This is a genomic window from Patulibacter medicamentivorans, assembly GCF_000240225.1.
Classification (GTDB): domain Bacteria; phylum Actinomycetota; class Thermoleophilia; order Solirubrobacterales; family Solirubrobacteraceae; genus Patulibacter; species Patulibacter medicamentivorans.
Genome location: NZ_AGUD01000308.1, coordinates 1 through 20,266 on the forward strand (window position 1 = coordinate 1; position 20,266 = coordinate 20,266).

The 20,266-nt window shown below is 74.3% G+C and carries 18 protein-coding genes, 1 tRNA gene and 1 pseudogene; 1 reads left to right on the top strand and 19 read right to left on the bottom strand.

From position 1 onward, the window contains the following. Window positions 1-240 precede the first annotated feature (240 nt). The 16 genes from PAI11_RS22270 to PAI11_RS27625 form a co-directional block, all read right to left on the bottom strand. Window positions 241-1,593: an NAD(P)/FAD-dependent oxidoreductase gene (locus PAI11_RS22270; RefSeq protein ID WP_007578969.1), complete on the bottom strand. Its 1,353-nt coding sequence runs from the start codon at window positions 1,591-1,593 to the stop codon at window positions 241-243. Window positions 1,594-1,769: 176 nt separating this feature from the next. Further along, window positions 1,770-2,618: a hypothetical protein gene (locus PAI11_RS22275; protein WP_007578970.1), complete on the bottom strand. Its 849-nt coding sequence runs from the start codon at window positions 2,616-2,618 to the stop codon at window positions 1,770-1,772. Window positions 2,619-2,886: 268 nt separating this feature from the next. Beyond that, window positions 2,887-2,958: transfer RNA gene (locus PAI11_RS22280), tRNA-Gln, on the bottom strand. A 76-nt stretch (window positions 2,959-3,034) separates the two neighbouring features. Continuing rightward, a complete protein-coding gene (locus PAI11_RS22285) occupies window positions 3,035-3,697 on the bottom strand; it encodes a potassium channel family protein (protein WP_050897360.1) in 663 nt (220 codons plus the stop codon). Continuing rightward, on the bottom strand, window positions 3,697-4,122 hold the full coding sequence (locus PAI11_RS22290) for a potassium channel family protein (RefSeq protein WP_040601406.1): 426 nt from the start codon (window positions 4,120-4,122) through the stop codon (window positions 3,697-3,699). The genes PAI11_RS22285 and PAI11_RS22290 overlap by 1 nt, the downstream gene beginning before the upstream one ends. Window positions 4,123-4,200: 78 nt before the next feature. Beyond that, complete coding sequence (locus tag PAI11_RS22295) at window positions 4,201-4,980, bottom strand: class I SAM-dependent methyltransferase (protein ID WP_007578972.1); 780 nt, start codon at window positions 4,978-4,980, stop codon at window positions 4,201-4,203. Window positions 4,981-5,025: 45 nt separating this feature from the next. Continuing rightward, window positions 5,026-5,706: an ArsR/SmtB family transcription factor gene (locus PAI11_RS22300; protein WP_007578974.1), complete on the bottom strand. Its 681-nt coding sequence runs from the start codon at window positions 5,704-5,706 to the stop codon at window positions 5,026-5,028. Beyond that, window positions 5,703-7,151, bottom strand: a complete 1,449-nt coding sequence (locus PAI11_RS22305; RefSeq protein ID WP_007578977.1) for an MFS transporter — start codon at window positions 7,149-7,151, stop codon at window positions 5,703-5,705. The genes PAI11_RS22300 and PAI11_RS22305 overlap by 4 nt, the downstream gene beginning before the upstream one ends. A gap of 39 nt (window positions 7,152-7,190) precedes the next feature. Beyond that, a complete protein-coding gene (locus PAI11_RS22310) occupies window positions 7,191-8,069 on the bottom strand; it encodes a diacylglycerol/lipid kinase family protein (protein ID WP_007578978.1) in 879 nt (292 codons plus the stop codon). After that, window positions 8,066-9,688 carry an FAD-binding oxidoreductase gene (locus tag PAI11_RS22315; protein ID WP_007578980.1) on the bottom strand — a complete coding sequence of 541 codons (1,623 nt, stop codon included), beginning with the start codon at window positions 9,686-9,688 and terminating at the stop codon, window positions 8,066-8,068. The genes PAI11_RS22310 and PAI11_RS22315 overlap by 4 nt, the downstream gene beginning before the upstream one ends. Window positions 9,689-10,012: 324 nt before the next feature. Further along, window positions 10,013-12,052 (bottom strand): universal stress protein, encoded by a 2,040-nt coding sequence (locus PAI11_RS22320; protein ID WP_007578983.1) that lies wholly within the window; start codon window positions 12,050-12,052, stop codon window positions 10,013-10,015. Next, on the bottom strand, window positions 12,052-12,243 hold the full coding sequence (locus PAI11_RS22325; protein ID WP_007578985.1) for a hypothetical protein: 192 nt from the start codon (window positions 12,241-12,243) through the stop codon (window positions 12,052-12,054). The genes PAI11_RS22320 and PAI11_RS22325 overlap by 1 nt, the downstream gene beginning before the upstream one ends. Next, window positions 12,240-14,162: an APC family permease gene (locus PAI11_RS22330; protein WP_007578986.1), complete on the bottom strand. Its 1,923-nt coding sequence runs from the start codon at window positions 14,160-14,162 to the stop codon at window positions 12,240-12,242. The genes PAI11_RS22325 and PAI11_RS22330 overlap by 4 nt, the downstream gene beginning before the upstream one ends. Window positions 14,163-14,266: 104 nt before the next feature. Continuing rightward, window positions 14,267-14,749 carry a hypothetical protein gene (locus PAI11_RS22335; RefSeq protein ID WP_007578988.1) on the bottom strand — a complete coding sequence of 161 codons (483 nt, stop codon included), beginning with the start codon at window positions 14,747-14,749 and terminating at the stop codon, window positions 14,267-14,269. Then, window positions 14,746-15,933, bottom strand: a complete 1,188-nt coding sequence (locus PAI11_RS22340; RefSeq protein ID WP_007578990.1) for a carboxylate-amine ligase — start codon at window positions 15,931-15,933, stop codon at window positions 14,746-14,748. Before PAI11_RS22340 ends, PAI11_RS22335 begins: the two co-directional genes overlap by 4 nt. Before the next feature lie 51 nt (window positions 15,934-15,984). Next, complete coding sequence (locus tag PAI11_RS27625) at window positions 15,985-17,094, bottom strand: redox-sensing transcriptional repressor Rex (RefSeq protein ID WP_007578992.1); 1,110 nt, start codon at window positions 17,092-17,094, stop codon at window positions 15,985-15,987. 126 nt (window positions 17,095-17,220) lie between these two features. Here PAI11_RS27625 and PAI11_RS27630 point away from each other — a divergent pair, with 126 nt between their 5' ends. Next, window positions 17,221-18,132 (top strand): hypothetical protein, encoded by a 912-nt coding sequence (locus tag PAI11_RS27630; RefSeq protein WP_040601408.1) that lies wholly within the window; start codon window positions 17,221-17,223, stop codon window positions 18,130-18,132. 22 nt (window positions 18,133-18,154) lie between these two features. Here the strand turns inward: PAI11_RS27630 and tsaD are convergent, their stop codons facing one another. The 3 genes and pseudogenes from tsaD to PAI11_RS27640 all read right to left on the bottom strand — a co-directional run. After that, a complete protein-coding gene (gene tsaD, locus PAI11_RS22355; protein ID WP_007578997.1) occupies window positions 18,155-19,150 on the bottom strand; it encodes a tRNA (adenosine(37)-N6)-threonylcarbamoyltransferase complex transferase subunit TsaD in 996 nt (331 codons plus the stop codon). Next, complete coding sequence (gene rimI / locus PAI11_RS27635) at window positions 19,147-19,848, bottom strand: ribosomal protein S18-alanine N-acetyltransferase (RefSeq protein WP_007578998.1); 702 nt, start codon at window positions 19,846-19,848, stop codon at window positions 19,147-19,149. Before rimI ends, tsaD begins: the two co-directional genes overlap by 4 nt. Continuing rightward, window positions 19,845-20,266: pseudogene (locus PAI11_RS27640) on the bottom strand (hypothetical protein); the annotation flags it as partial. The pseudogene PAI11_RS27640 and the gene rimI, both read right to left, overlap by 4 nt.

A 20,266-nucleotide genomic window follows, 5' to 3' on the forward strand; every position in this document is an offset into this window, starting at 1 on the left:
CACGAAGACCGAAGCACCAACCCCACTTGGCCGCGAGCGATCGAGGACGCACCGCACCCCCGCGGACCACGCACACCACCCCAACCGAGCCCACGAGCGATCGAGGACGCACCCCACCCCCGCGGACCACGCACGCCACCCCAACCGAGCCCACGAGCGACCGAGAGCACCCCCCGCGGACCACGCCCGCCACCCGCAGCGGACCACGCACGCCACAGGCAGCCGGAGCCCGCCACGGGGTCACGTCTTCGCAGGCGGCTCCACGTCACGCTCCGCGGCGGCCGCGTCGCGCTCCAGGGCGATCCGGTCCGGCGTGTCGAGCCGTCCCGGGTGGCCGAGTCGGCCCAGCTCGGAGCCGTCGCGGCCGAAGAAGAGCCCGACGGTCCAGTCCGCGACCAGCCGGATCTTGCGGGTCAGGCCCGGCATCGAGAGCAGGTGATAGGTACGGGCCAGGAACCAGGCCGGGACCCCGCTCCAGCGCAGCCCGAGCGTCGAGGCGACCGCCTTGCCACGGCCGAGGTCGACGAAGACGCCGAGCGTCTTGTAGCGGAAGTCCTTCGGGCGGCTGCCGGACAGCGCGCCGGCGACGTTCTGCGCCACCTTGCGGCCCTGGCGGATCGCGTGCTGGGCGGTCGGCGGCGCCGGCTTGGTCAGGTCGCGGGGATCGGGGACGTGGGCGGCGTCGCCGATCGCCCAGACCCCGTCGACGCCGGGCACGCGGAGCGTCCGCTCGACCACGATCCGGCCGCTCTGCTCGTGCAGCGGCAGCCCGAGCCGCTGGACGACCGGGCTCGGCTTGACCCCGGCGGTCCAGACGACGGTGCGGGTCGGGACGACCTCGCCACCGGCCAGCGTCGCCGTCGACTCGGTGATCGCGTCGATCGTGGTGCCGGTCCGGATCTCGATCCCGCGCGCCTGCAGCTCGTCGGTGGCGAAGCTGGCCAGCGACTCGGGGATCTCGGGCATCACCCGGTCGCGCGCCTCGACCAGCACGAACCGCACGCCCTGGACCCGGCAGCGCGGGTAGCGGTCCAGCAGATCGGTGGCGAAGTCCTGCAGCTCGGCCAGGCCCTCGAGCCCGGCGTAGCCGGCCCCGACGAAGACGAAGGTCAGCCACGCCTCGCGGGCGGCCGGATCGTCGATCCCCTCGGCGACCTCGAGGCTCTGGAGCAGCCGGTTGCGCAGCGCGATCGCCTCGGGCAGCGTCTTCATCCCGACGGCGTGCTCGGCCAAGCCCGGGATCGGCAGCGTCCGCGAGACCGAGCCGACGGCGACGATCAGCTGGTCGTAGGGCAGCTCCAGCTCGCGCCCGTCGCCGGTCGTCATCTGCAGGACCTTGCGCTGCGGGTCGGCCCCGCTGACCGATCCCAGCCGCACGTCGGTGTCGCGCAGCTGCTCGCGCAGCGGGACGACCGCGTGCCGTGGCTCCAGCGTGCCAGCCGCCGCGCCCGGCAGCAGCGGCGTGTAGAGCATGAAGTTCTGGTCCGAGACGAGCGTCAGGCGGGCGCTGTGACGGGGCAGCAGCCGCTCCAGCTTGCGAGCGGCTTCGAGCCCTCCGAAGCCCCCTCCGGCGATGACGATGTTCCAGGCCATGCAGCGAGCGTACGGCCTGGACCCCGGTCGAGACCAACCGCACGATCGTCGTGCAACGGAGCGCACGAGCGGCGTGCGACAGGCGTCACGAGCGACGGCGGAGCTCCCCCGGGGCCCCGATGCGACGAAGGTGGGGCGGCGAGCGTCGTGCCCGCCGCCCCGGATCCCTCAGGTCCTCACGGGAAGAGGACGAGGTTCGCCTTCAGGTTGAGGTGGTTGCGACCGGCGCCGGCCGGCAGGCCGAGCTGGTTGTTGATGATCGCGTCGAGCAGGTTCAGCTTCGCGCCCGTCAGCAGGCCTCCGAGCCCGAGCGGACCGCAGTTGGTGGCCCCCGGAACGGTGAACGTGTCGTCGTCCAGGTGGAGCGCCAACGTGATGTGGTCGGCCTGCAGGTCGAGCCCGTCGATGCCGCCCTTCGGGCTCAGCGAGATCGGCCGCTTCGCGGTGCCGATCGAGCAGTCGTTGCCCAGCAGCAGGCTCTGCACCTTGACGTAGAGCTGCAGCGAGGCACCGATCTCACCGGTCCCCAGGTCGAAGCCGAAGCCGGGAGCGCCGACCGGCGCGAAGGCCGCCTTGACCCCCGTCAGCCCGCCGAGCGAGAGCGCGTCGAGCAGCTGCTGGAGCGGCTGGATCCCGGTCACCCCACCCGGGACGTCGACGGTCGGGAAGCCCCCGCCGCCACCGCCACCGCCGCCGCCGGGCGCGCCCGGAAGCGGGTTGAGGCTGCCGTCGAGGCCGCCCGCCAGCACGATCGGCGACGTGTCCAGCGACGCCTTGAAGCTGCCGACCTGGGCCTTGCCGGTCGTCGTCTGCAGCTGGAAGCAGAGCACCGCTCCCGGGTACCGCGTCTGGCAGTCGAACGGCTTCGTCCAGGCGTCGGCGGCGGCCGCCGCCGCCTTGCCGGTCTTGGCCGGAGCCTTCTTCGCCGTCAGCTGCGAGACCGCGTGCTGCAGCTGCGACGGCGTCGGCGCGGCCTGGGCCGCACTGGCCGCGAAGCCGCAGGTCGCCGCCGCGAGCGCGAGCACGGATGCCCGCCTCGCCGTCCGCGCGCGTCGCGCACGTCGTCCCTGATCGCCCACCGTCATGTCCCCCATGGTCCCTCCGATGCGCCGGGCGGATCAGCGTCGTGACTCCGCGACCCGGCACCGCGGCGTCCCCCTCCGGCGGCGCACGTCAGACCAACGACGGATGGCACCACCAAGCACGGTGACCCTAGTTCGCCGACCGGCGACCTGTCAACGCCGACGGCTCTGGAACGACGAAGCCCCCGTCGGGACGGGGGCTTCGCGAAGGCTGCGGAACTAGGACTCGAACCTAGAATGCTGGTACCAGAAACCAGTGTGTTGCCAATTACACCATTCCGCAATGAGGGCAACGCGGACGACGAAGTTTAGCGATCCGGCGCGCGGCGCGCCGTCTCCCCCGGGCCCGCCGGCGACGCTCAGGCGGGCGTCGCGAAGAGGCTCGTGATGCCCGCCTCGAGGCCCGGATCGAGCACGACCAGGACCTCGTCGCCGACCTCGATCACCGTATCGGGCTTGGGCACGAAGCCGGTCCCCTGCCGCAGCACCGAGATGATCAGCGAGCCGTCCGGCATCGCGACGTCGGCGACCCGTGAGTCGGCCGCCGGCGCGCCGGCGGTGACCTCGACCTCGACGATCTCCAGCCGCTCGGCGTGCAGGTCCAGCAGGTGGACGAGCCCGAAGCTCGGCACCTCGTGCTCGATCAGCCGCAGGATCAGGTCGGTCGCCGAGACCACCGGCGAGACGCCGAGCAGCTCGAACAGCTCGCGGTTGCGCGGGTTGTTGACGCGGGCGATCGTCCGCTGGACGTCGTACTTCTCGCGCGCCATCTGGCAGATGAGGATGTTGTCCTCGTCGTCGCCGGTGACCGCGACGACCAGCTCGGCGCGCTGGATGCCGGCGCGCTCGAGCACCCACATCTCGGTCGAGTCGCCGTACTGGACGGCGTGCTCGAGCTCCTCCTCGATCGTCAGGTAGCGGGTGCGCGTCTGCTCGATCAGGGTCACCTCGTGGCCCTTCTCGATCAGCTCCCGCGCGAGGTTCCAGCCGACCTTGCCGCCGCCGGCGATCACGACGTACATCAGGCCACCTCGCCCAGCGCGGTCTCGAACATGCTGATCGCCTCGAGCGTCGGGCAGATCGTGCGCACGCCCTGCTCGGCGAACCAGGTCGCGCGGGCAGGGTCCATCACGCGGGCGATCACGGTGCCGACCCCGAACTTCTTCTGGGCGACCTGGGCGATCACGAGGTTCGTGTTGTCGCCGTCGGTCGAGGCGATGAAGACATCGGCGTCGGAGACCCCGGCCTCGCGGAGCGCCTCGACCTCGATCCCCTGGCCGACGGTGAAGCGACCACCGGCCTCCTCCCACGAGGTGGACAGTCCTGCGTCGAGCCGCTCGTGGCTGAGGGGGTCCTCGTCGAGAACCGAGACCTCATGCCCCTGGGCGAGCATCGACTGTGCGACGGCCGCTCCAACGCGACCCGCCCCGACGATGAGCACGAACATACGGGGCGGCACCATAGCGCGCTGGAAGCGGGATGCCGCGCGACCACGGGCGACCGCCCGCCCGGCCGGGGCACGGGCTCAACCCACGTCGGCCCGCACCAGCAGGTAGCGGCTGGTCGCGCGGAAGCCGTCCGGGTCCTCGTTGCCGGCCCGCAGCGCGTCGATCAGCGGCGCGCGCAGCGCGGCGTAGCGCTCCGCCCCGAGCTCGTCGCGGGCGGTCAGCCACATCGGATGCCGGTCGAGCCAGTCGTCGGCGAACGCCTCGGGCGACGCCGCCTCGAAGGCCAGCTCGACCGGCTCGATCGCGGGCTCGATCCCGTGGGCGCCGAACAGCTCGCGGACGACCGCCGGATCGCCCCAGTCGCGCGGCGCCGGACCGCTGGCGATCCCGGGCGCGGCGGCGGCCATCGCCTCGTGGACCACCCGGCCCGCCGCCGCGACCGAGCCCTCGGCCGTCCAGCTGGTGAGGACGATCCGGCCACCGGGCGCGGTTGCGCGGACCAGCTCGGCGACGGCGGGCGCCGGCGGCCGGGCGAAGATCACGCCGAAGACCGAGAGCACGGCGTCGAAGCTGGCGTCGGCGACCGGCAGCGCGGCCGCCTCCCCCACCAGCCAGCTGGCGTCGGCGCCGGCCGCGGCGGCCCGCTCGGCGGCGACCTCCAGCAGCCGCGCGGCCGAGTCGACGCCGGTCGTGGTCGCGCCCGCGGCGGCCGCCAGCAGCGCCCCGTTGCCGGTCCCGCAGGCGACGTCGAGGACCCGGTCGCCGGGCGCGATCGCCGCCGCCGCGACGGCCCGCTCGGCCGCCGGCGCCAGCTGCGCCGCGGTCAGCTCGTACTCGCCGATGCCCCAGTCGATCATGACCGCGACCCTAGCCGGAGCGGCGTTTCCGGAGCGCGTCCCGCGTCAGCCGGCGACGCCGTCGAGCTCGCGGCCGGCGCGGACCCAGCTGGCGACCCCGCCGTCGATCCGGACCGCGTCGTGCCCGGCTTCGGCCAGCATCGCGACGGCGTGGCCGGAGCCGAAGCAGTAGGGACCCTCGCAGTAGGCGACCACCGCCGCGTCCGCCGGCAGCTCGTCGATCCGCCGGCGCAGGTCCTCGAGCGGCATCGAGATCGCGCCCGGCAAGTGGCCCTTCGCGAACTCCTCGGCCGGCCGGACGTCGACGAGCACCGTCTGGCCGTCCCGCATCCGCCGCTCCAGCTCCGCGATCCCGATCCGCTCCATCCCGCCCGGCTGGGCGTAGAGCTGCTCCAGCTCGCTGCGCATCTCGGCCACCCGCTCGCCGGCGAAGCGCTCGAAGCTGCCCAGGAACCCGGAGACCGCCGGGTCGGCGAGCCGGTAGTGGATCCGCACGCCCTCGCGACGGGTGGCGACGAGCTGGACGGCGCGCAGCTGCTGCAGCTGGGCCGAGGTGTTCTTGACCGGCGCCCGTGCGGCCACGGCCAGCTCCTCGACCGTGTGCTCGCCCTGCTCCAGCAGGTCGAGCAGCCGGATCCGCAGCGGGTTCGACAGCGCCTTGCCCAGCCGCGCGAGCTGGGCGTAGACGCCGGCGTCGTCGAGTTCGTCGTAGGAGGAGTCGCTCACCGTTGGTCCCTCGTCGCGTAGGCGGGCTCCCCCATCGGCTGCCGGCGGTCGCGGCGAGCGATCCCGCGTACCGCGACGGCGGTGCCGAGCAGGGCGACCGTCGCGTAACCGTAGCCGAGCAGATGCGCCGATCCGAGGATCCCGGCCCCGCCCGCCCCGCCGACGGTCACCAGCACGCCGGCCACGGCCGACCCGAAGGCGTTGGCGATCAGCTGCACGGTGTTGACGCCGGCCGCGGCCTTGCTCGCCTCGTCCGGGTCCGGGCTGATGCCCATCGCCGCCGGCACCCAGTGCGCGAAGGCCATCCCGATCCCGGTCCCGGCGACGATCAGCGTCGCGAACCAGAGCACGATCCGCAGCGTGTCGGGGTCGGGGGTCTGGAGCGCGGTGTAGCCCACGAGCCCGGCCGCCAGGACGACCGGGCCGGCGACCCGGTAAAGGTCCTTCGCCCGCGGATCGGTCACGCCGCCGTTGAGGATCGCGGCGATGCTCCAGCCCCACGACAGCGACGCGCCGAGCAGCCCGGCTGCGAGCGGCGAGAGCGACCCCAGCCGCTGGCCGAACAGCGGCAGGAAGGTCTCGATCGTCGAGCCGACGGCGAGCACCGCGATCGAGAGGTAGATCCAGCGCAGCTTCGAGCCGCCGCGGTAGGTGATCTCGGGCAGCACCCGGACCGGCGCGCGCCGCTCGCGCAGCACGAAGCCGATCACGAGCGCGACCGCGACCGCCAGCAGCACCGCGATCAGCGCGCTGCCGTCGACGACCGAGGAGACGCTGACGGCGGCGGCGCCGGCGGCCAGCAGCACCAGCGCCGTCCACGGAACCGGCTCCCCGCCGGACGCCGCCGGCGCCGCGGGCAGCGATCGCCAGGCGAGGATCCCGATCCCGATAGCGGCGACGGTCAGCAGCACGAACGCCCCGCGCCAGAGCCCGATCTCGGCGAACAGCCCGCCCAGCAGCGGGCCGATCACGTTGCCGACGCCCCACATCGCGGACATCAGCGCGATCGCCCGCTGCCAGAGGCTGGCCGGCAGCGCCGTTCGCACGACGGCGAAGCCGAGCCCGGCGAGCAGGCCGCCGCCGAGCCCCTGGAGCGCGCGGCCGACCAGCAGCACGGTCATCGTCGGCGCGGCCGCCGCGACGACGCTGCCGACCGAGAACAGCAGCAGGCCGATCCCGTAGGACGCCCGCGCGCCGTAGCGGACGAGCGCCTGGCTGACGAGCATCGAGGTGAAGACCGACGCCACCAGGAAGACGGTCATCGTCCAGGCGTACAGCTCGAAGCCGCCGATCTCGTCGACGGCGTTCGGCAGCAGGCTGGTGGTCAGGTAGACGTTGATCGCATAGAGCGCGACCCCACCGGCGAGGACCGTGACGGCGGCACGGTGCCCGCGGTGGAACAGGTGGCTCCAGGAGCCCTCGTCGACCTCATTCTTCTTCTCCATATTCCAAAGAATATTAGAACATTGGAGAAGGCGTCAAGATCACGGCGGCGAGATCACCCGGATCGCCGCCGGCACGGCCCGCACGATCGCCGGGGTCCGCGCGATCGGGTCGCCGTCGGCGTAGACGTCGAACGGCCGGTCGGCCTCCATCCGGATCTCGCTCGCGCGCAGCACCTGGACGTCGCGCTCGTGGACGTGGCTGCCCGCGAAGACCTTCGGGGCGTTGCGCAGGAAGCGCGCGCGGGATCCGTGCTCGATCACGATCAGGTCGAGCAGCCCGTCGTCCAGCCGCGCGTCGGGCGCGATCCGCATCCCGCCGCCGAAGCGGCCGGAGTTGGCCGCCGCCGCCAGGAAGCCGGTGAAGCGGTGCGGCGCGCCGTCGACGACCAGCTCGAAGCGCGCCGGACGCCAGCGGGCCAGGCCGACGACCATCGCGCCCGCGTAGACCGCCCGGCCGCCGATCCGCGGCGCCGCGTTGGCCAGCCGCGTGACCTCGGATTCGAGCCCGATCGACGCGACGCCGACGAACGTCTGGCCGTCGGCGTCGCCGACGTCGATCGTGCGGGTCGCGCCGTCGGCCAGCAGCGCGCAGGCGGCGACCGGGTCGCGCGGGATCCCGAGCCGGGCGGCGAAGTCGTTGCCGCGACCGCCGGGAAGGATGCCGAGGGTGGCGTCGCTGGAGCGGACCTCGTGGGCGACCAGCCGCACCATCCCGTCGCCGCCGAAGGCCACCACCTCGGCACCGGTCGCGGCCGCCGTGCGAGCCAGCTCGACGGCGTGGTCGTGCGAGTCGCTGCGCTCGACGCGGACCTCGATCCTGCGCCCCCGCAGCGCGGCCTCGACCGCGGCCAGGGCCCGGGCGCCGCGCCCGCCGCCGGCCGTCGGGTTGCAGAGGACGTGCAGTCGTCGCGCGCTCATGGCGCCGGGGCCACCAGCACGCCGGGGTTGAGGATCCCGGTCGGGTCGACCGCGTCCTTGGCCGCCCGCAGCAGCGCGACGCCGAGCGGGCCGATCTCGCGGGCCAGCGCCTCGCGGTGGTCGATCCCGACGCCGTGGTGGTGGCTGATCGAGCCGCCGGTCGCGACGATCGCGTCGTTCGCCGCGGCCTTCGCCCGTCGCCACTGGGCGAGCGGGTCGTCGAGCTGGGCGCAGGCGACGGTGAAGTAGAGCGAGGCCCCGGTCGGGTAGACGTGCGAGACGTGGGCCAGGACGACCGGCGGCGTGCCCTGGGCGCTCAGCGACTCGCGCAGCGCGTCGCCGACCGCCTGGTAGAGCGCGGGCAGGTTCGACCAGAAGGTCGTGGTCTCCAGGGTCTCGACCAGGGCGCCGGCGTCGAGCAGCGCGTCGCGCAGGTAGGGGCCCTTGTAGCGCCCGTGCTCCCAGGCCGGGCCGGCGTCCGCGTCGGGGGTGCCTCCGAGCTCGCGCAGCACCGCCTCGGCGGCCGCCCGGCGCTCGCCGACGTTCGCCGACGTGCCCTCGAAGCCGACGATCGCCAGCACCCCGCCCGAGGCGCCGTCCTGGCCGACCTCGTCGGGGCGCGCCAGGTTGAGCGCGGTCTCGACCTCGTCCGAGAGCCGCAGGACCGTCGGCCGCGGGCCATCCTGGACCAGCCGCCGCAAAGCCGCCGTCCCCTCGGCGAACGAGGGGAAGCGCCAGCCGTCGTAGACCCGCTCGGCGGGCTGCGGCTGGACCGCGACGGTGACCCCGGTGATCACGCCGAAGGCGCCCTCGGAGCCGAGCACCAGCTGCCGCAGGTCCGGCCCGGCGGCGCTCTTCGGCGCGCGCCCGAGGTCGAGCGTGCCGGTCGGGGTCGCGACCCGCAGGCCGACGACGATCTCGTCGAAGCGGCCGTAGCCGGCCGACGCCTGTCCGCTCGACCGCGCGGCCGCGAAGCCGCCGATCGTCGCCCACAGGAACGACTGCGGGTGGTGGCCGATCGTGAAGCCGTGCTCGGCGACCAGCGCCTCGGCGTCCGGCCCGCGTAGGCCAGGCTCCAGCGTCACGGTCCGCGAGATCGAGTCGACGGCGACCAGCTGGTCCATCCGCCGCAGGTCGAGCGCGATCACCGCGGCGAAGCCCTCCCGCTGCGGCTCGAGGCCGCCGACGACCGACGTGCCGCCGCCGAAGGGCACCACCGCCACCCGCTCGGCCGCGCACGCGGCAAGCACCGCCAGCACCTGGTCGTGCGTGTCGGGCAGGACGACCGCGTCGGGGGCGTCGCCGACGTCGCCCTCGCGCAGGCGCAGCAGGTCCGGGGTCGAGCGCCCGCGGGTGTGGCGCAGGCGGGCGTCGTCGTCCTCGCGGACGTGCTCGGCGCCGACCGCGGCCACGAGCGCCGAGCGGGCCGCGTCCGGCAGCGTCGAGGGCGACGGCCGGACGGCGTCGAGGGCGGGCACCGGCGTGCCCTCGCGGTGGACGCCGAGCGCCTGCGCGAGCAGCCCGCGCAAGGCCGCGGACAGCGGCGCGGCGTCGGCGGGGTCCCCCCAGCCGGCCCACGCGATCTCCGGATAGCCGTGGTCGGGGCGCGTGCTGGTCATCGAGGCCTCACTGAACACTTTGCCATGAAGTGTTCAACTGTAACGTCAGGATGGCGTGCCGGCAACCAGGGGTTCGGGCCGCCGTTGGGGCCGATCGGCGGCAGTGGTGCGGCAGGCGGGGCGGTCGGCGGGCGCGGCGGCGGGACGGCGGGGTGGGGCGGTCGGCGGGGACGGCGTGGCGCGGCGGGTGGTCCCGCCCGGTAGATCGCCGGCTCGGATCGGCCGACGCGGCGAGATAGCGATCAGACGGCCCCGCCGAGCCACGCCCACCGCAACCCGCCACCCCGCCTGCCACGGGCCTCCCCCCAACCCGCCGCTGGCGCCTCAGAGCTGCTCGAGCCAGCGCTCGTCGTCGTCGGTGAGGCCGCCGTCGGCGGACGGGCCGACGGCTGCCTCGCGGCGCTTGCGCATCACGGCCTCGGTCTCGTCGAGCGCCGGCGCCGTCAGGATCACCTGGCAGCGCGCCTTGTCCACCACGTAGCGGCTGGCCTCGTTGAGCACGTCGCCGCGGCCACCACGAGCGCCGAGCGCGGCGCCGGCGCGACCGCTGCGGGCGCGGCCTGTCGGCGGCGGCGCGACCATCACGATCGCCTGGCAGCCGCGGCGGGCGGCCTCGTCGACGATCGCCTTGCCGAGCGCTCGCGCGCGGACCGCCGAGGTCGCCACCCGCACGCCCTCGTACTCCTCGCCGACGGCCTTGGCCCGCGAGAGCGCCTGCTTGGCCTCCTTGATCCGCCCGTCGGCCAGCGGGCCGTCGATCGGCAGCGACATCGGCAGCACATGGATCCAGACCGCCTCGATCACCGCGTAGCCCTCCTCGATGTCGGTCTCGTCGTCGCCGCCGGCCAGGCGGCCCGCGGTCTGGACGACGTCGTCGTCGAGGGCGGTCCCCAGCAGCGGGACGAGGATCGAGCCGTAGGCCGGCTGCTCGCCGGTGTCCTGGCGGAGGGCCTGCTCGGGAACGGCGACGCGGCCGCGGACCGGCAGCCCGCGCGAGCGGCGGTAGAGCACGTAGCCGACGAAGCCGATCGCCATCCACGCCAGGCCGACCGCGCGCGCCGCCGGGTGCGAGATCACGATCGAGACCCAGACCAGCGCGCTCAACGCCGCCCCGATCACCGCCGGCACCGGCAGCTGGCGGCCCCGGAACGGCACGTTGAAGGGGATCCGGTAGGGCCGCCGCAAATCGGGCTCGGTGAACCGCAGGCGGATCACCGAGACGTGGGCGATCGTGACCGCCAGCATCACGCCGAAGGCCATCATCCCGACCAGGGCCTCCATGTCGCGGACCGCGACCAGGCCGGCGGCGATCGCCGCGGTCGCCCCGATCACCATCCACGGCGTGCCGTAGCGCGGGTGCAGCCGGCCGACGCGCGTGGGCAGCTGACGGTGGCGCGCCATGTGCGAGGTGATCCGGCTGGCGCTGCCCATCGAGGCCAGGGCCATCCCGACCAGGGTCAGCGCTCCGGCCATCCCGACGACGACCTTGAGCACGTCGCGCAGGGCCCCGTTGTCGAGCTGGTCGACGATCCCCAGGATCGGGGCGTCGACCCAGCGGTCGGCCAGCTGGGTGGTGCCGTCGTGGACCGGCAGCGCCATCAGCCCGGCGACCGCCAGCGCCGGGTAGAGGACCAGCATCACCAGCGGCAGCGCGACGACCAGCCGCTTGAGCCCCGCCCGGCCGACGTAGAGCTCGCCGGCCAGGCCCGACGCCGACTCGAGGCCGGTGACGACGACCATCGCCGCGCCGAGGCCGAAGAGGACGCCCTGCAGGTCCGGGGTGCGACCGAGGTCCAGCTCGTCGGTCAGCGACCCCGGGTCGGACAGCAGGACGACGGCCAGCACGACGACGAGCGCCTGCAGCACCAGGTCGAAGGCGACGAGCGCCGAGAGCCGCCCCATCCGGCGCGGCGCGTGGCCGCGGATCGTGCGGACCGTGATCGCCGACAGCAGCACCGCCGCGATCAGCATCTCGACCCAGCCCTCGGCCGCGTCCTGCCAGACCGCCTCCAGGTAGTTCGTCGCCGCCAGCGTCGCCGCCGCCGTCAGCAGCAGCGAGTCGAGCAGCAGCGCCCAGGCCGCGATGAAGCTCCATGCCTCGTCGAGCGCGTGGCGGGCGAAGGTCGGCGATCCGCCCCGCTCGGGGTGCAGCGAGGCCCCCTCGACGTAGGTCATCACGGCCAGGCCGAAGAGCAGCGCGGCGGCCAGCATCACCGCCGGGGTGGCGCCGAGCGCCGCCCCCGCGATCGGGCCGAGCAGCAGGTAGAGCCCGCCGGCCAGCGACGCGTAGGTGACCGCGAAGACGGCGGGCGATCCGAAGGCCCGGTGGGCGATCGCCTGGCGGGTGGCGGCGCCGTTGCCCATCAGTCGCCGGGCCCCTTCCAGGCGATCCAGGCGCGGCCGCCGCCGGCGATCACGAACAGCGCGCCGATCAGCACGCCGCGCGCCAGCGGCCCGCCCCCGCCGACCAGCGCGATCACGATCAGCGCCACGCCGAGCAGCGCGACGATCGACGAGAGGACGATCGTGGCGGCGCCGTGGAGTCCGCGGTTCACGAGCCGCTCCCGACGGTCTCGGCGCCGAGCTGCGCGACCGGGAGCGCCTCCGGATCGGCCTGCAGGATCACGCGGCACGGGCGCTCGGCCATCACCGTCTCGATGCTGCGGTTGATGCCGCCGACCGGAGCCTTGGGCGGGATCGACATCACGATCGCCCGCGCCTTCGTGGTCCGCGCGTGCTCGACCACGACGCGGCCGAACTGGCCGGCGCGGACCTTCACCCAGCGTCCGCTGATGCGGCTGCCGACCTGCAGCCGCGCCTCTTCGATCAGGGCCTCGGCCGCGCGCTCCTGCTCCGGCAGCCGGGCATCGATCGGGGACGACGCCGGGACCACGATCGGCACCAGCAGGAACATCCCGCGGCGGCGCTTGGCAGCGACCGTCGCCGCGGTCGTCAGCGCGCCCTTGGAATAGCGCAGGCCGAGCAGCGCGACGATCACCGACTCGTACTCGGCCTCGTGGTCGACGACCGACTCGGGCGTGGCGATCTTGTGGGTCGTCGTGAGGTCGAGGCCCTGGTTGCGGCGGTAGAGCGGGTAGATGACCAGGCCGGTCACCATCCAGCCGACGCCGGCCAGCGCCACCGACGGGTGCAGGCCGGTGACCACGACGAACGCGATCCCGGTGCCGAGCCCGCCGACGATCGCAAACAGCGGCAGCGAGCGGCCGCCGATCCGCAGGTTGCCCGGGCCGCGATACGGCCGGTCGAAGTCCGGGTGCTTGATCCGCAGCCGCACGACCGCGATGTGGGCGATCGTGAACGACAGCATCGCCCCGAACGCGTACATGTTGCCCAGGAAGTCGGCCTTGCCGGGGATCACCGCCAGCGCGGCGAGGGCGCTGAAGACCAGGATCCCGACCCACGGCGTGCCGAACCTGGGGTGCAGCGTCCGCAGCCGGTCGGGCAGCTGGCGGTGGATGCCCATCGAGTAGACGAGCCGCGAGACCCCGATCACGCCGGCGTTGGTCGCGAGGAACAGGATCGTCGCCGCCAGCAGGCCGACGTAGACCTGGACCGGGCCCTGCAGGAACCCGAGCTCCATGTGCTTGACGACGCCCAGGATCGGGTCGCCGGCGTAGCCGCCCTGGTCCTCGCCCAGGCCCAGCAACGTGCTGTAGGTGCCGTCGGCGCCCTTCGTCACCGGCAGCGCCGAGAGCGCGACCATCGGCAGGAAGGCGTAGATCGCGAAGACCGCGATCACCACCCGCTTGATCGCCGCCGGCACCGTGGTGCCGGCGTCCTTGGCCTCCTCGGCCATGTTCGAGATCGTCTCGATCCCGGTGTAGGCGACCATCCCGATCGGGATCGCGATGAAGAAGTCCTTCCACTCCGGCGCGACCCCGAGCTTGACGTTGTCGACCAGCGTCTCGGGGCTGAAGACCAGGAACAGGCCGAGGCCGACCAGCAGCACCTGGGTCAGGAAGTCGGTGACCGCCAGCGCGATGTTGATCCCGGCCGACTCCTTGGCGCCGAAGACGTTGATCGCCGCCAGCGCCCCGATCACCGCGATCGCGAAGACCACGTCGCCGGGCGCGTGGCGGAGGAAGGCGATCGGCTCCCACAGGCCGCCCAGGTAGTGCGGCACGAAGTACGAGCTGATCGCGATCGTGATCGTGTAGTTGAGCATCTGGCCCCACGCCGCGAAGAACGACCAGAACTCGTTGAAGGCGCGGCGCGCGAAGCTCGACGATCCGCCGGCCTCGGGGTACATCGAGGTCGCCTCGGCGTACGTCGCGGCCGTCAGGTAGAAGATGACGCCGGTGATGATGAAGACGATCGGCGTCAGGCCGAGCGCGAAGCTCGCCACTAGGCCGAGCGCGTAGTAGATCGACGACCCGACGTTCCCGTACGCGGTCGAGAAGAGCGCGTTGGTCCCGAGGACCCGCTGCAGTCCGTGGAGTCGGCGTTCGGCCATGGCCGAGGCGGCAGTCTACGGCGTGCCGGCGTCGCCGGCGGCCGGGGCCGCGCCCCCGGCCGATGCGAGCGCCGCCGCGACCCTCCGCAAGCGGCGCCCGGAGCTCACTGCCCGGGGATCCAGAGCCGGCCGGACTCGACCGGGCCCGGCTCCTGCTTCTGCTGCGGCGCCGCGGGCGCCGCGTCCTCGCCGCCGGCACCGGCGGGCGAGACGTCGGCCCCGAGCGGGCCGGTCGGATCCTCGCCGGGCGCGCCGCCCTCGGCGAGCTTGGCGTAGGCGATCTGCAGCTGCGACAGGGCCTGCTGGACCTGGGCCGCGTTCGGCCCCAGAAGCGGCTCGGCGACCGGCTGGAGCGCCTTGATCGCCTCGATCGCGACCTGCAGCTGGGCGGGATCGCGCTCGCCGAGCGCGCCCGGCGCGAGACCGGCTCGGCGACCGCCGAGCTCGATCAGGCTCGCCAGCGACTGCACGACCACGTCCTCGACGCGGACGTTGCGGATCTGCTCCTCGTAGGCGGCGAGCAGCTCCTCCTGGGTCGGCTCGCGGCCGGGGCCGCCGGCGCCGGCGAAGGGGTCGTTCGTGCTCATGCGGGGCGCTCCTCGGGACTGTCGGCGCTGACGACGACGGGTGACGGATAGGTGGCGCGGGTCTCGGCGACGGCCGCGGCGAAGGCCTCGGCCGGCGACGCGCCCTCCTCCACCCTACGCCGCTGGCGCTCGGCGCCGTTCTGCTCCGGGAACGACGGCTCGATGCCGAGCTCGCCGCGGACCGGCGCGGTCCAGGCCAGCAGCCGATCGGCCGCGGCCGCGGCCGGGTACTCGGAGGCCGTCTCCCAGTCGATCAGCCGCCCGGATCGCCCGTCGCGGATCGCCCGCCAGAGGTTCTCCTCGATCAGCCGCCCCGTCAGCGGCGTGAACGGCCGGCCCTCGTCGTGGTCGCGGGCGGCCTGCAGGGCGCAGGCGGTGATCAGCGCGGCCAGCGCCTCGGACTCGGCGGCCGTGCTCTGGGCGTCGCAGATCCGGATCTCGACCGTCCCGAAGGCGATGTGCGGGCGGACCGACCACCAGACCTGGGTGTACTCGACCACCGAGTTGGTCTTCACCAGCAGCTCGAGGTACTCGCAGAAGGCGCGCCACGAGCCGAAGTGGTCCGGCACGCCGCAGCGCGGGAACGACTTGGTGAAGGTCTGGGTGCGGATCGAGTGCAGCCCGGTGTCGAGCCCGTCCACGAACGGCGAGTTGGCGGAGATCGCCAGCAGCAGCGGCAGGATCGGCCGCAGCCGGTCGCAGACCGCGATCGCGCGATCGGCGTCGCGGATCCCGACGTGGACGTGGAGCGAGAAGGTCGCGTTGCGCTTGGCGACCCAGCGCAGGCCGTCGACCACCCGCCGGTAGTGCTCGGTGTCGATGAACGCCTGCTGGCGGTAGTCGTCCCAGGGGTGCGTGCCGGTCGCCCCGAGGGCGATCCCGAGGCCGTCGGCGGCCGCGAACAGCCGCGAGCGGCGGTCGCGCTGGCGGTCGAGCGCGTCGGCGAAGGTCAGGCCCTTGCCCGAGCGGATCTCGATCTCGGTCCGGATCAGCTCGCCGGCGACCGACTCCGCGAGCAGCGGGTCGCCGAGGGCGACCTCCTTCAGCTCCTCGAAGCGGGTGACGAGGTCGAGCGTGCCCGGGTCGAGGAGCATGAACTCCTCCTCCAGGCCGACCGTCCCGTCGGTGCCGGCGGCGTAGGCGGCCTCGGCGGCGACGAGGTCGATCTCGGCGTCGGCGCCCATCAGGCCGGCCCCGGCTCGTGGCGGGCGGCGATCACGAAGTCGGGCATCTGGCTACGCGAGGTAGTAGTAGAGGGCGTGGAGCAGGTCGACGGCCGGGCTCGACGTGTGGACCGTGACCTCCGCCGGCGTTCGCAGCAGGCTGCCGCTGTAGTTGAAGATGATCTGCACGCCGGCCTCGACCAGCTCGTCGGCGAGGCCCTGGGCGGCCTTGGCCGGCGAGGCGATCACGCCGACGACGACCTCGTGCTCGCGGACGACCTCGCCGAGGTGGCGAACGTCGCCGATCGGCAGGTCGCCGATCGGCGTCCCGATCTTGGCCGGGTCGTTGTCGAGCACCGCCACGATCTCGAAGCCGTGGTCGCCGAAGACGTCGCTGCCGGCGATCGCGCGGCCGAGGTGGCCCGCGCCGAGCAGCACGATCCCGACGTGCTGGCTGGTGTGGAGGATCCCGCGGATCTTCGTCACCAGCTCCTCGACGTCGTAGCCGACGCCGCGCTTGCCGAAGCGCCCGAAGCCGGACAGGTCGCGGCGGATCTGGGTGCTGTTGACATGGGTGTGGGCCGAGAGCTCCTGCGAGCTCATCGTCGCCCGGCCCATCTTGCGGGCCTGCGTCAGGACCTGGAGGTAGCGCGAGAGCCGCTCGGCCTGCCCGACGCCGAGGCGGACCTCGGGCACCGGATCGGCCGCCGGTTCGTCGGGGTCGAGCGCAGCGGCTGGGGTGGCGTCGAGGGTGCTCATCGGCTGGGCGACGATTCTACGCGGCGCAACCGCCGGGACGGCGGGCTCCGGCGGGACGGCCTCCAACCGCCGCTCCGGCGGGCGCGCGGTCACCGCCGCCGCCGCCGGCGCCGGCGTGGCCGCCGGGCGGCTGGCGGCCGCGGCGCGCGCCCCGCCGCTGGCGGTGGCCAGCCGCTCGCGCAGGTCGCGGACCGCCGTCAGGACCCGCTCGCTGTCGACCGCGAAGTCGCAGAGCTCCTCGCCCGCGACCGCGATCACCGGGATCCGCTCCAGGTAGCGGGCGTGCAGGCGGTCGTCGCGCTCGATGTCGACCGTGCGGACGGTGAACGGCTCCTGGGCCCGCAGCGCGTCGAGGTCGTCGAGCGCGTCGGCGCACAGGTGGCAGCCGGGGCGCAGGAAGACGACGACCTCGGGGGCGGACACGGTCCGATCCTCGCAGACCGGCCGGGCAGCGTGTCCGGCTGTTGCGCGGATCACCACCTGGCGGGGGATGCCGCTCCCCCGCCGGGGTCCTTCGCCGAGGGGCGGCGACCGACCTAGGCTGTCGGCATGTCCCCACGCCTCCACCAGTCCCCCCGTCCCCGGCGGCCCGCCGCCCTGCTGGGAACGCTCGTGCTGACCGCCGCGCTGGCCGCTACGACCGCCGGCTGCGGCTCCGACGACGATCCGAGCACGACCAGCTCGACGGCCACCACCACCGCCTCGACGACGGCCACGACCGGCCCGACCACCACCGACGCGCCCGGCAGCGGCGGCACGGCCGGGGCGCCGGCCGGCGGCGAGGCCGCGATCCGCGCCGCGCTCGGGCGCGGGGCCGCCAGCTCGGCGAAGGCGAAGACGGCGAGGATGGCGCTGACGATCGATGTCGGCCCGACGAAGAGCACCGCCACCGGCACCGTCGACCTGGTCGGCATGCGCAGCGCGCTCGACCAGACCGTCGAGACCGGCGGCCGCTCGACCCGGCTGAAGGCCTACGGCGAGAAGGACAAGGCCTACATCCAGCCTCCCGGCAGCAGCGATTGGTACGTGACCGACAACCCGGTCGGCAGCAGCGACCCGCTGAGCCAGGTCCGCCAGCTGCAGAAGGCCACGATCACCGCGGTCCGCGACACGGAGACGATCGGCGGCCACGAATGCCGCTGGTTCGACGCCAAGGTCAAGATCGCCGACGCGATCGAGAACGTCCGCGACCCGACGGCGCAGCAGCTGATGCGGTCGGCGCCGAAGAACGCCGCGATCCCGCTCAGCGCCTGCGTCGACGACCAGGGCCTGACCTATCGGATCGAGGAGGACTACGAGCCGTCCAAGACCCTCGGCCCCGCCGCGGCGGCGGCGCCGCGGACCAGGATCTCGATCCGGATCAGCGACTACGGCACCGCGCCCGCCCCGGAGCGCCCGGCCGGCGTCGAGGACGCCAAGCCGCTGTCGCAGCTGACCCGCTCCAGCGCGACCGCCGGCTGACGCCCGCGGCCCGCGGCCGGGCTCAGGCGGCGATCGGCGGCCGCTGGCCGTTGCCGTAGGCCTCCAGCGAGGCCCGCTCGTCGCCGTCGACGGCCGGCCGGAAGCGCGCAACGGCCGCGATCATCGCCGCGTTGTCGGTGCAGAGCGCCCGGTCGGGGATCGCAACCGCGGCGCCGAGCCCGGCGAGCCGCTCGCGCAGCGGGCCGTTGGCGGCGACCCCGCCGCCGACCGCGAGCCGGTCGATCCCGGTCAGCTCCAGGGCGCGCTCGACCCGCACCGCCAGTGTCTCGACGATCGCCCGCTGGTAGGACGCCGCGAGGTCGGCGCGGCGAGCGGCGACCTGCTCCTCGCCGAGGTCGCGCAGCCGGTAGAGCAGCGACGTCTTGAGGCCCGAGAACGAGCAGTCGAGCCCGCGCACCTTGGCGCCGGTCGGGAACGCGAACGCGGTCGGATCGCCGTCGGCGGCCAGCCGCTCCAGGTGCGGGCCCCCTGGGTACGGCAGGCCCAGCAGGCGCGCGCCCTTGTCGACGGCCTCGCCGGCGGCGTCGTCGAGCGTCCCGCCGAGGACCTCGATCGTGTCGGGGTCCTCGACCCGGGCCAGGAAGCTGTGGCCGCCCGACGCCACCAGCGCCACGAACGGCGGCTCGAAGGAGAGCGGCTGCAGCGTGCAGGCCAGGACGTGGCCGTGCAGGTGGTCGACGGGGATCAGCGGCAGGTCGCGGGCGACGGCGATCGCCTTCGCGGTCTGGAGGCCGACGAGCAGCGCCCCGACCAGGCCCGGTCCCCGGGTGACGGCGACCCGGTCGATCGCGTCGAGCGTCACGCCGGCGGTTCGCAGGGCGTCGGCCACCACCAGGTCGCAGCGCTCGACGTGGGCGCGCGCGGCCAGCTCGGGCACGACCCCGCCGTAGGCGTCGTGGATGCCCTGGCTGGAGATCACGTTGGCGTGGGTCCGGCCGTCGTCGTCGACGACCGCGGCGCAGGTGTCGTCGCAGCTGGTCTCGATCGCGAGGATCATCGGCCGGCCGGTCCGGTCGGCGGCGCGGGCGCGCCGATGTCGGCGTCGGGCGGGACCGGCCCGCGGGAGCCCGGGAACGCGCGCGCCGGGCGGGTGGAGCCGTTGACGGTCGCGCCCTCGGCCCCGGGGACGTCGTCCAGCCGGCCCTCGAGCGTCGCCGGCGTCCGCCACATGATCAGGGCGTCCTCGCCGTCGTCGCGGTAGTAGTTGCGACGGGTCCCGACGGAGACGAAGCCGAGCGTGTCGTAGAGGCCGCGGGCCGAGACGTTCGACGGCCGGACCTCGAGCGTCAGGCGGGCCTGGTCGCCGCCGGCGGCGGCGATCACGTGGTCGAGCAGGGCCCGCGCGATCCCCTCGCGGCGGCGGTTCGGCTCGACGCAGACGTTCATTACGTGGAACGCGTCGTCGTAGCGGCTGACGATCGCGTAGCCGACCAGCGGCCGCGTGGCGACCGGCTCGACGCCGGTCGCGAACGAGCGCGCGACGATGCAGAGGCCACCCGGCTTGGCGACCTCGAGCACGAACATCGCCAGCGACCACGGAGCGCGGTAGCTGCGACGCTCGATCGCCAGCACCTGCGGCAGGTCGGCGAAGGTCAGCCGCTGGATCGCGGTCCCCCGCGTGGTGCCGGGCCGCGCGGCAGGGGCGCCGTCGGGCGGTCGTCGGTCCGGGGAGGGGCTGGGTACGGGCGGAGTCACCGGCGTTGGCTGGTCGGGATCGCGTCGGCTCCGCGAACGTACACCGGTCGCACGTCGGCCGGGGAGCCGACGGGCATCGCGGCCCCCGATCGGGCCAGCGCCAGGCCGTCCACGGCGTGCCAGCGCGGGTCGGCCGGGACCTCGATCCCGGCCGCCTCGAGCTGGTCGCGGTGGGTGATCGCGCCGTCGCCGACCGCCACCGCGGGAGCGGCGGAGAGCGCGGCGAGCGCCGCGTCGAGGTCCGCGGCGGGGATCACCTGCGGAGCGTCGCCGTCGAGCGTCAGGAACAGCTCGCGGCGGCGGGCGTCCTGGACCACGAGCACGCGGCCGCCGGCCGCCGGCCCGCCCGGGGCGGTCGCGGCCGCGACCAGCGCCGCCGGCGTCGGCAGCCCGACGATCGCCGCGCCGGTCGCCAGCG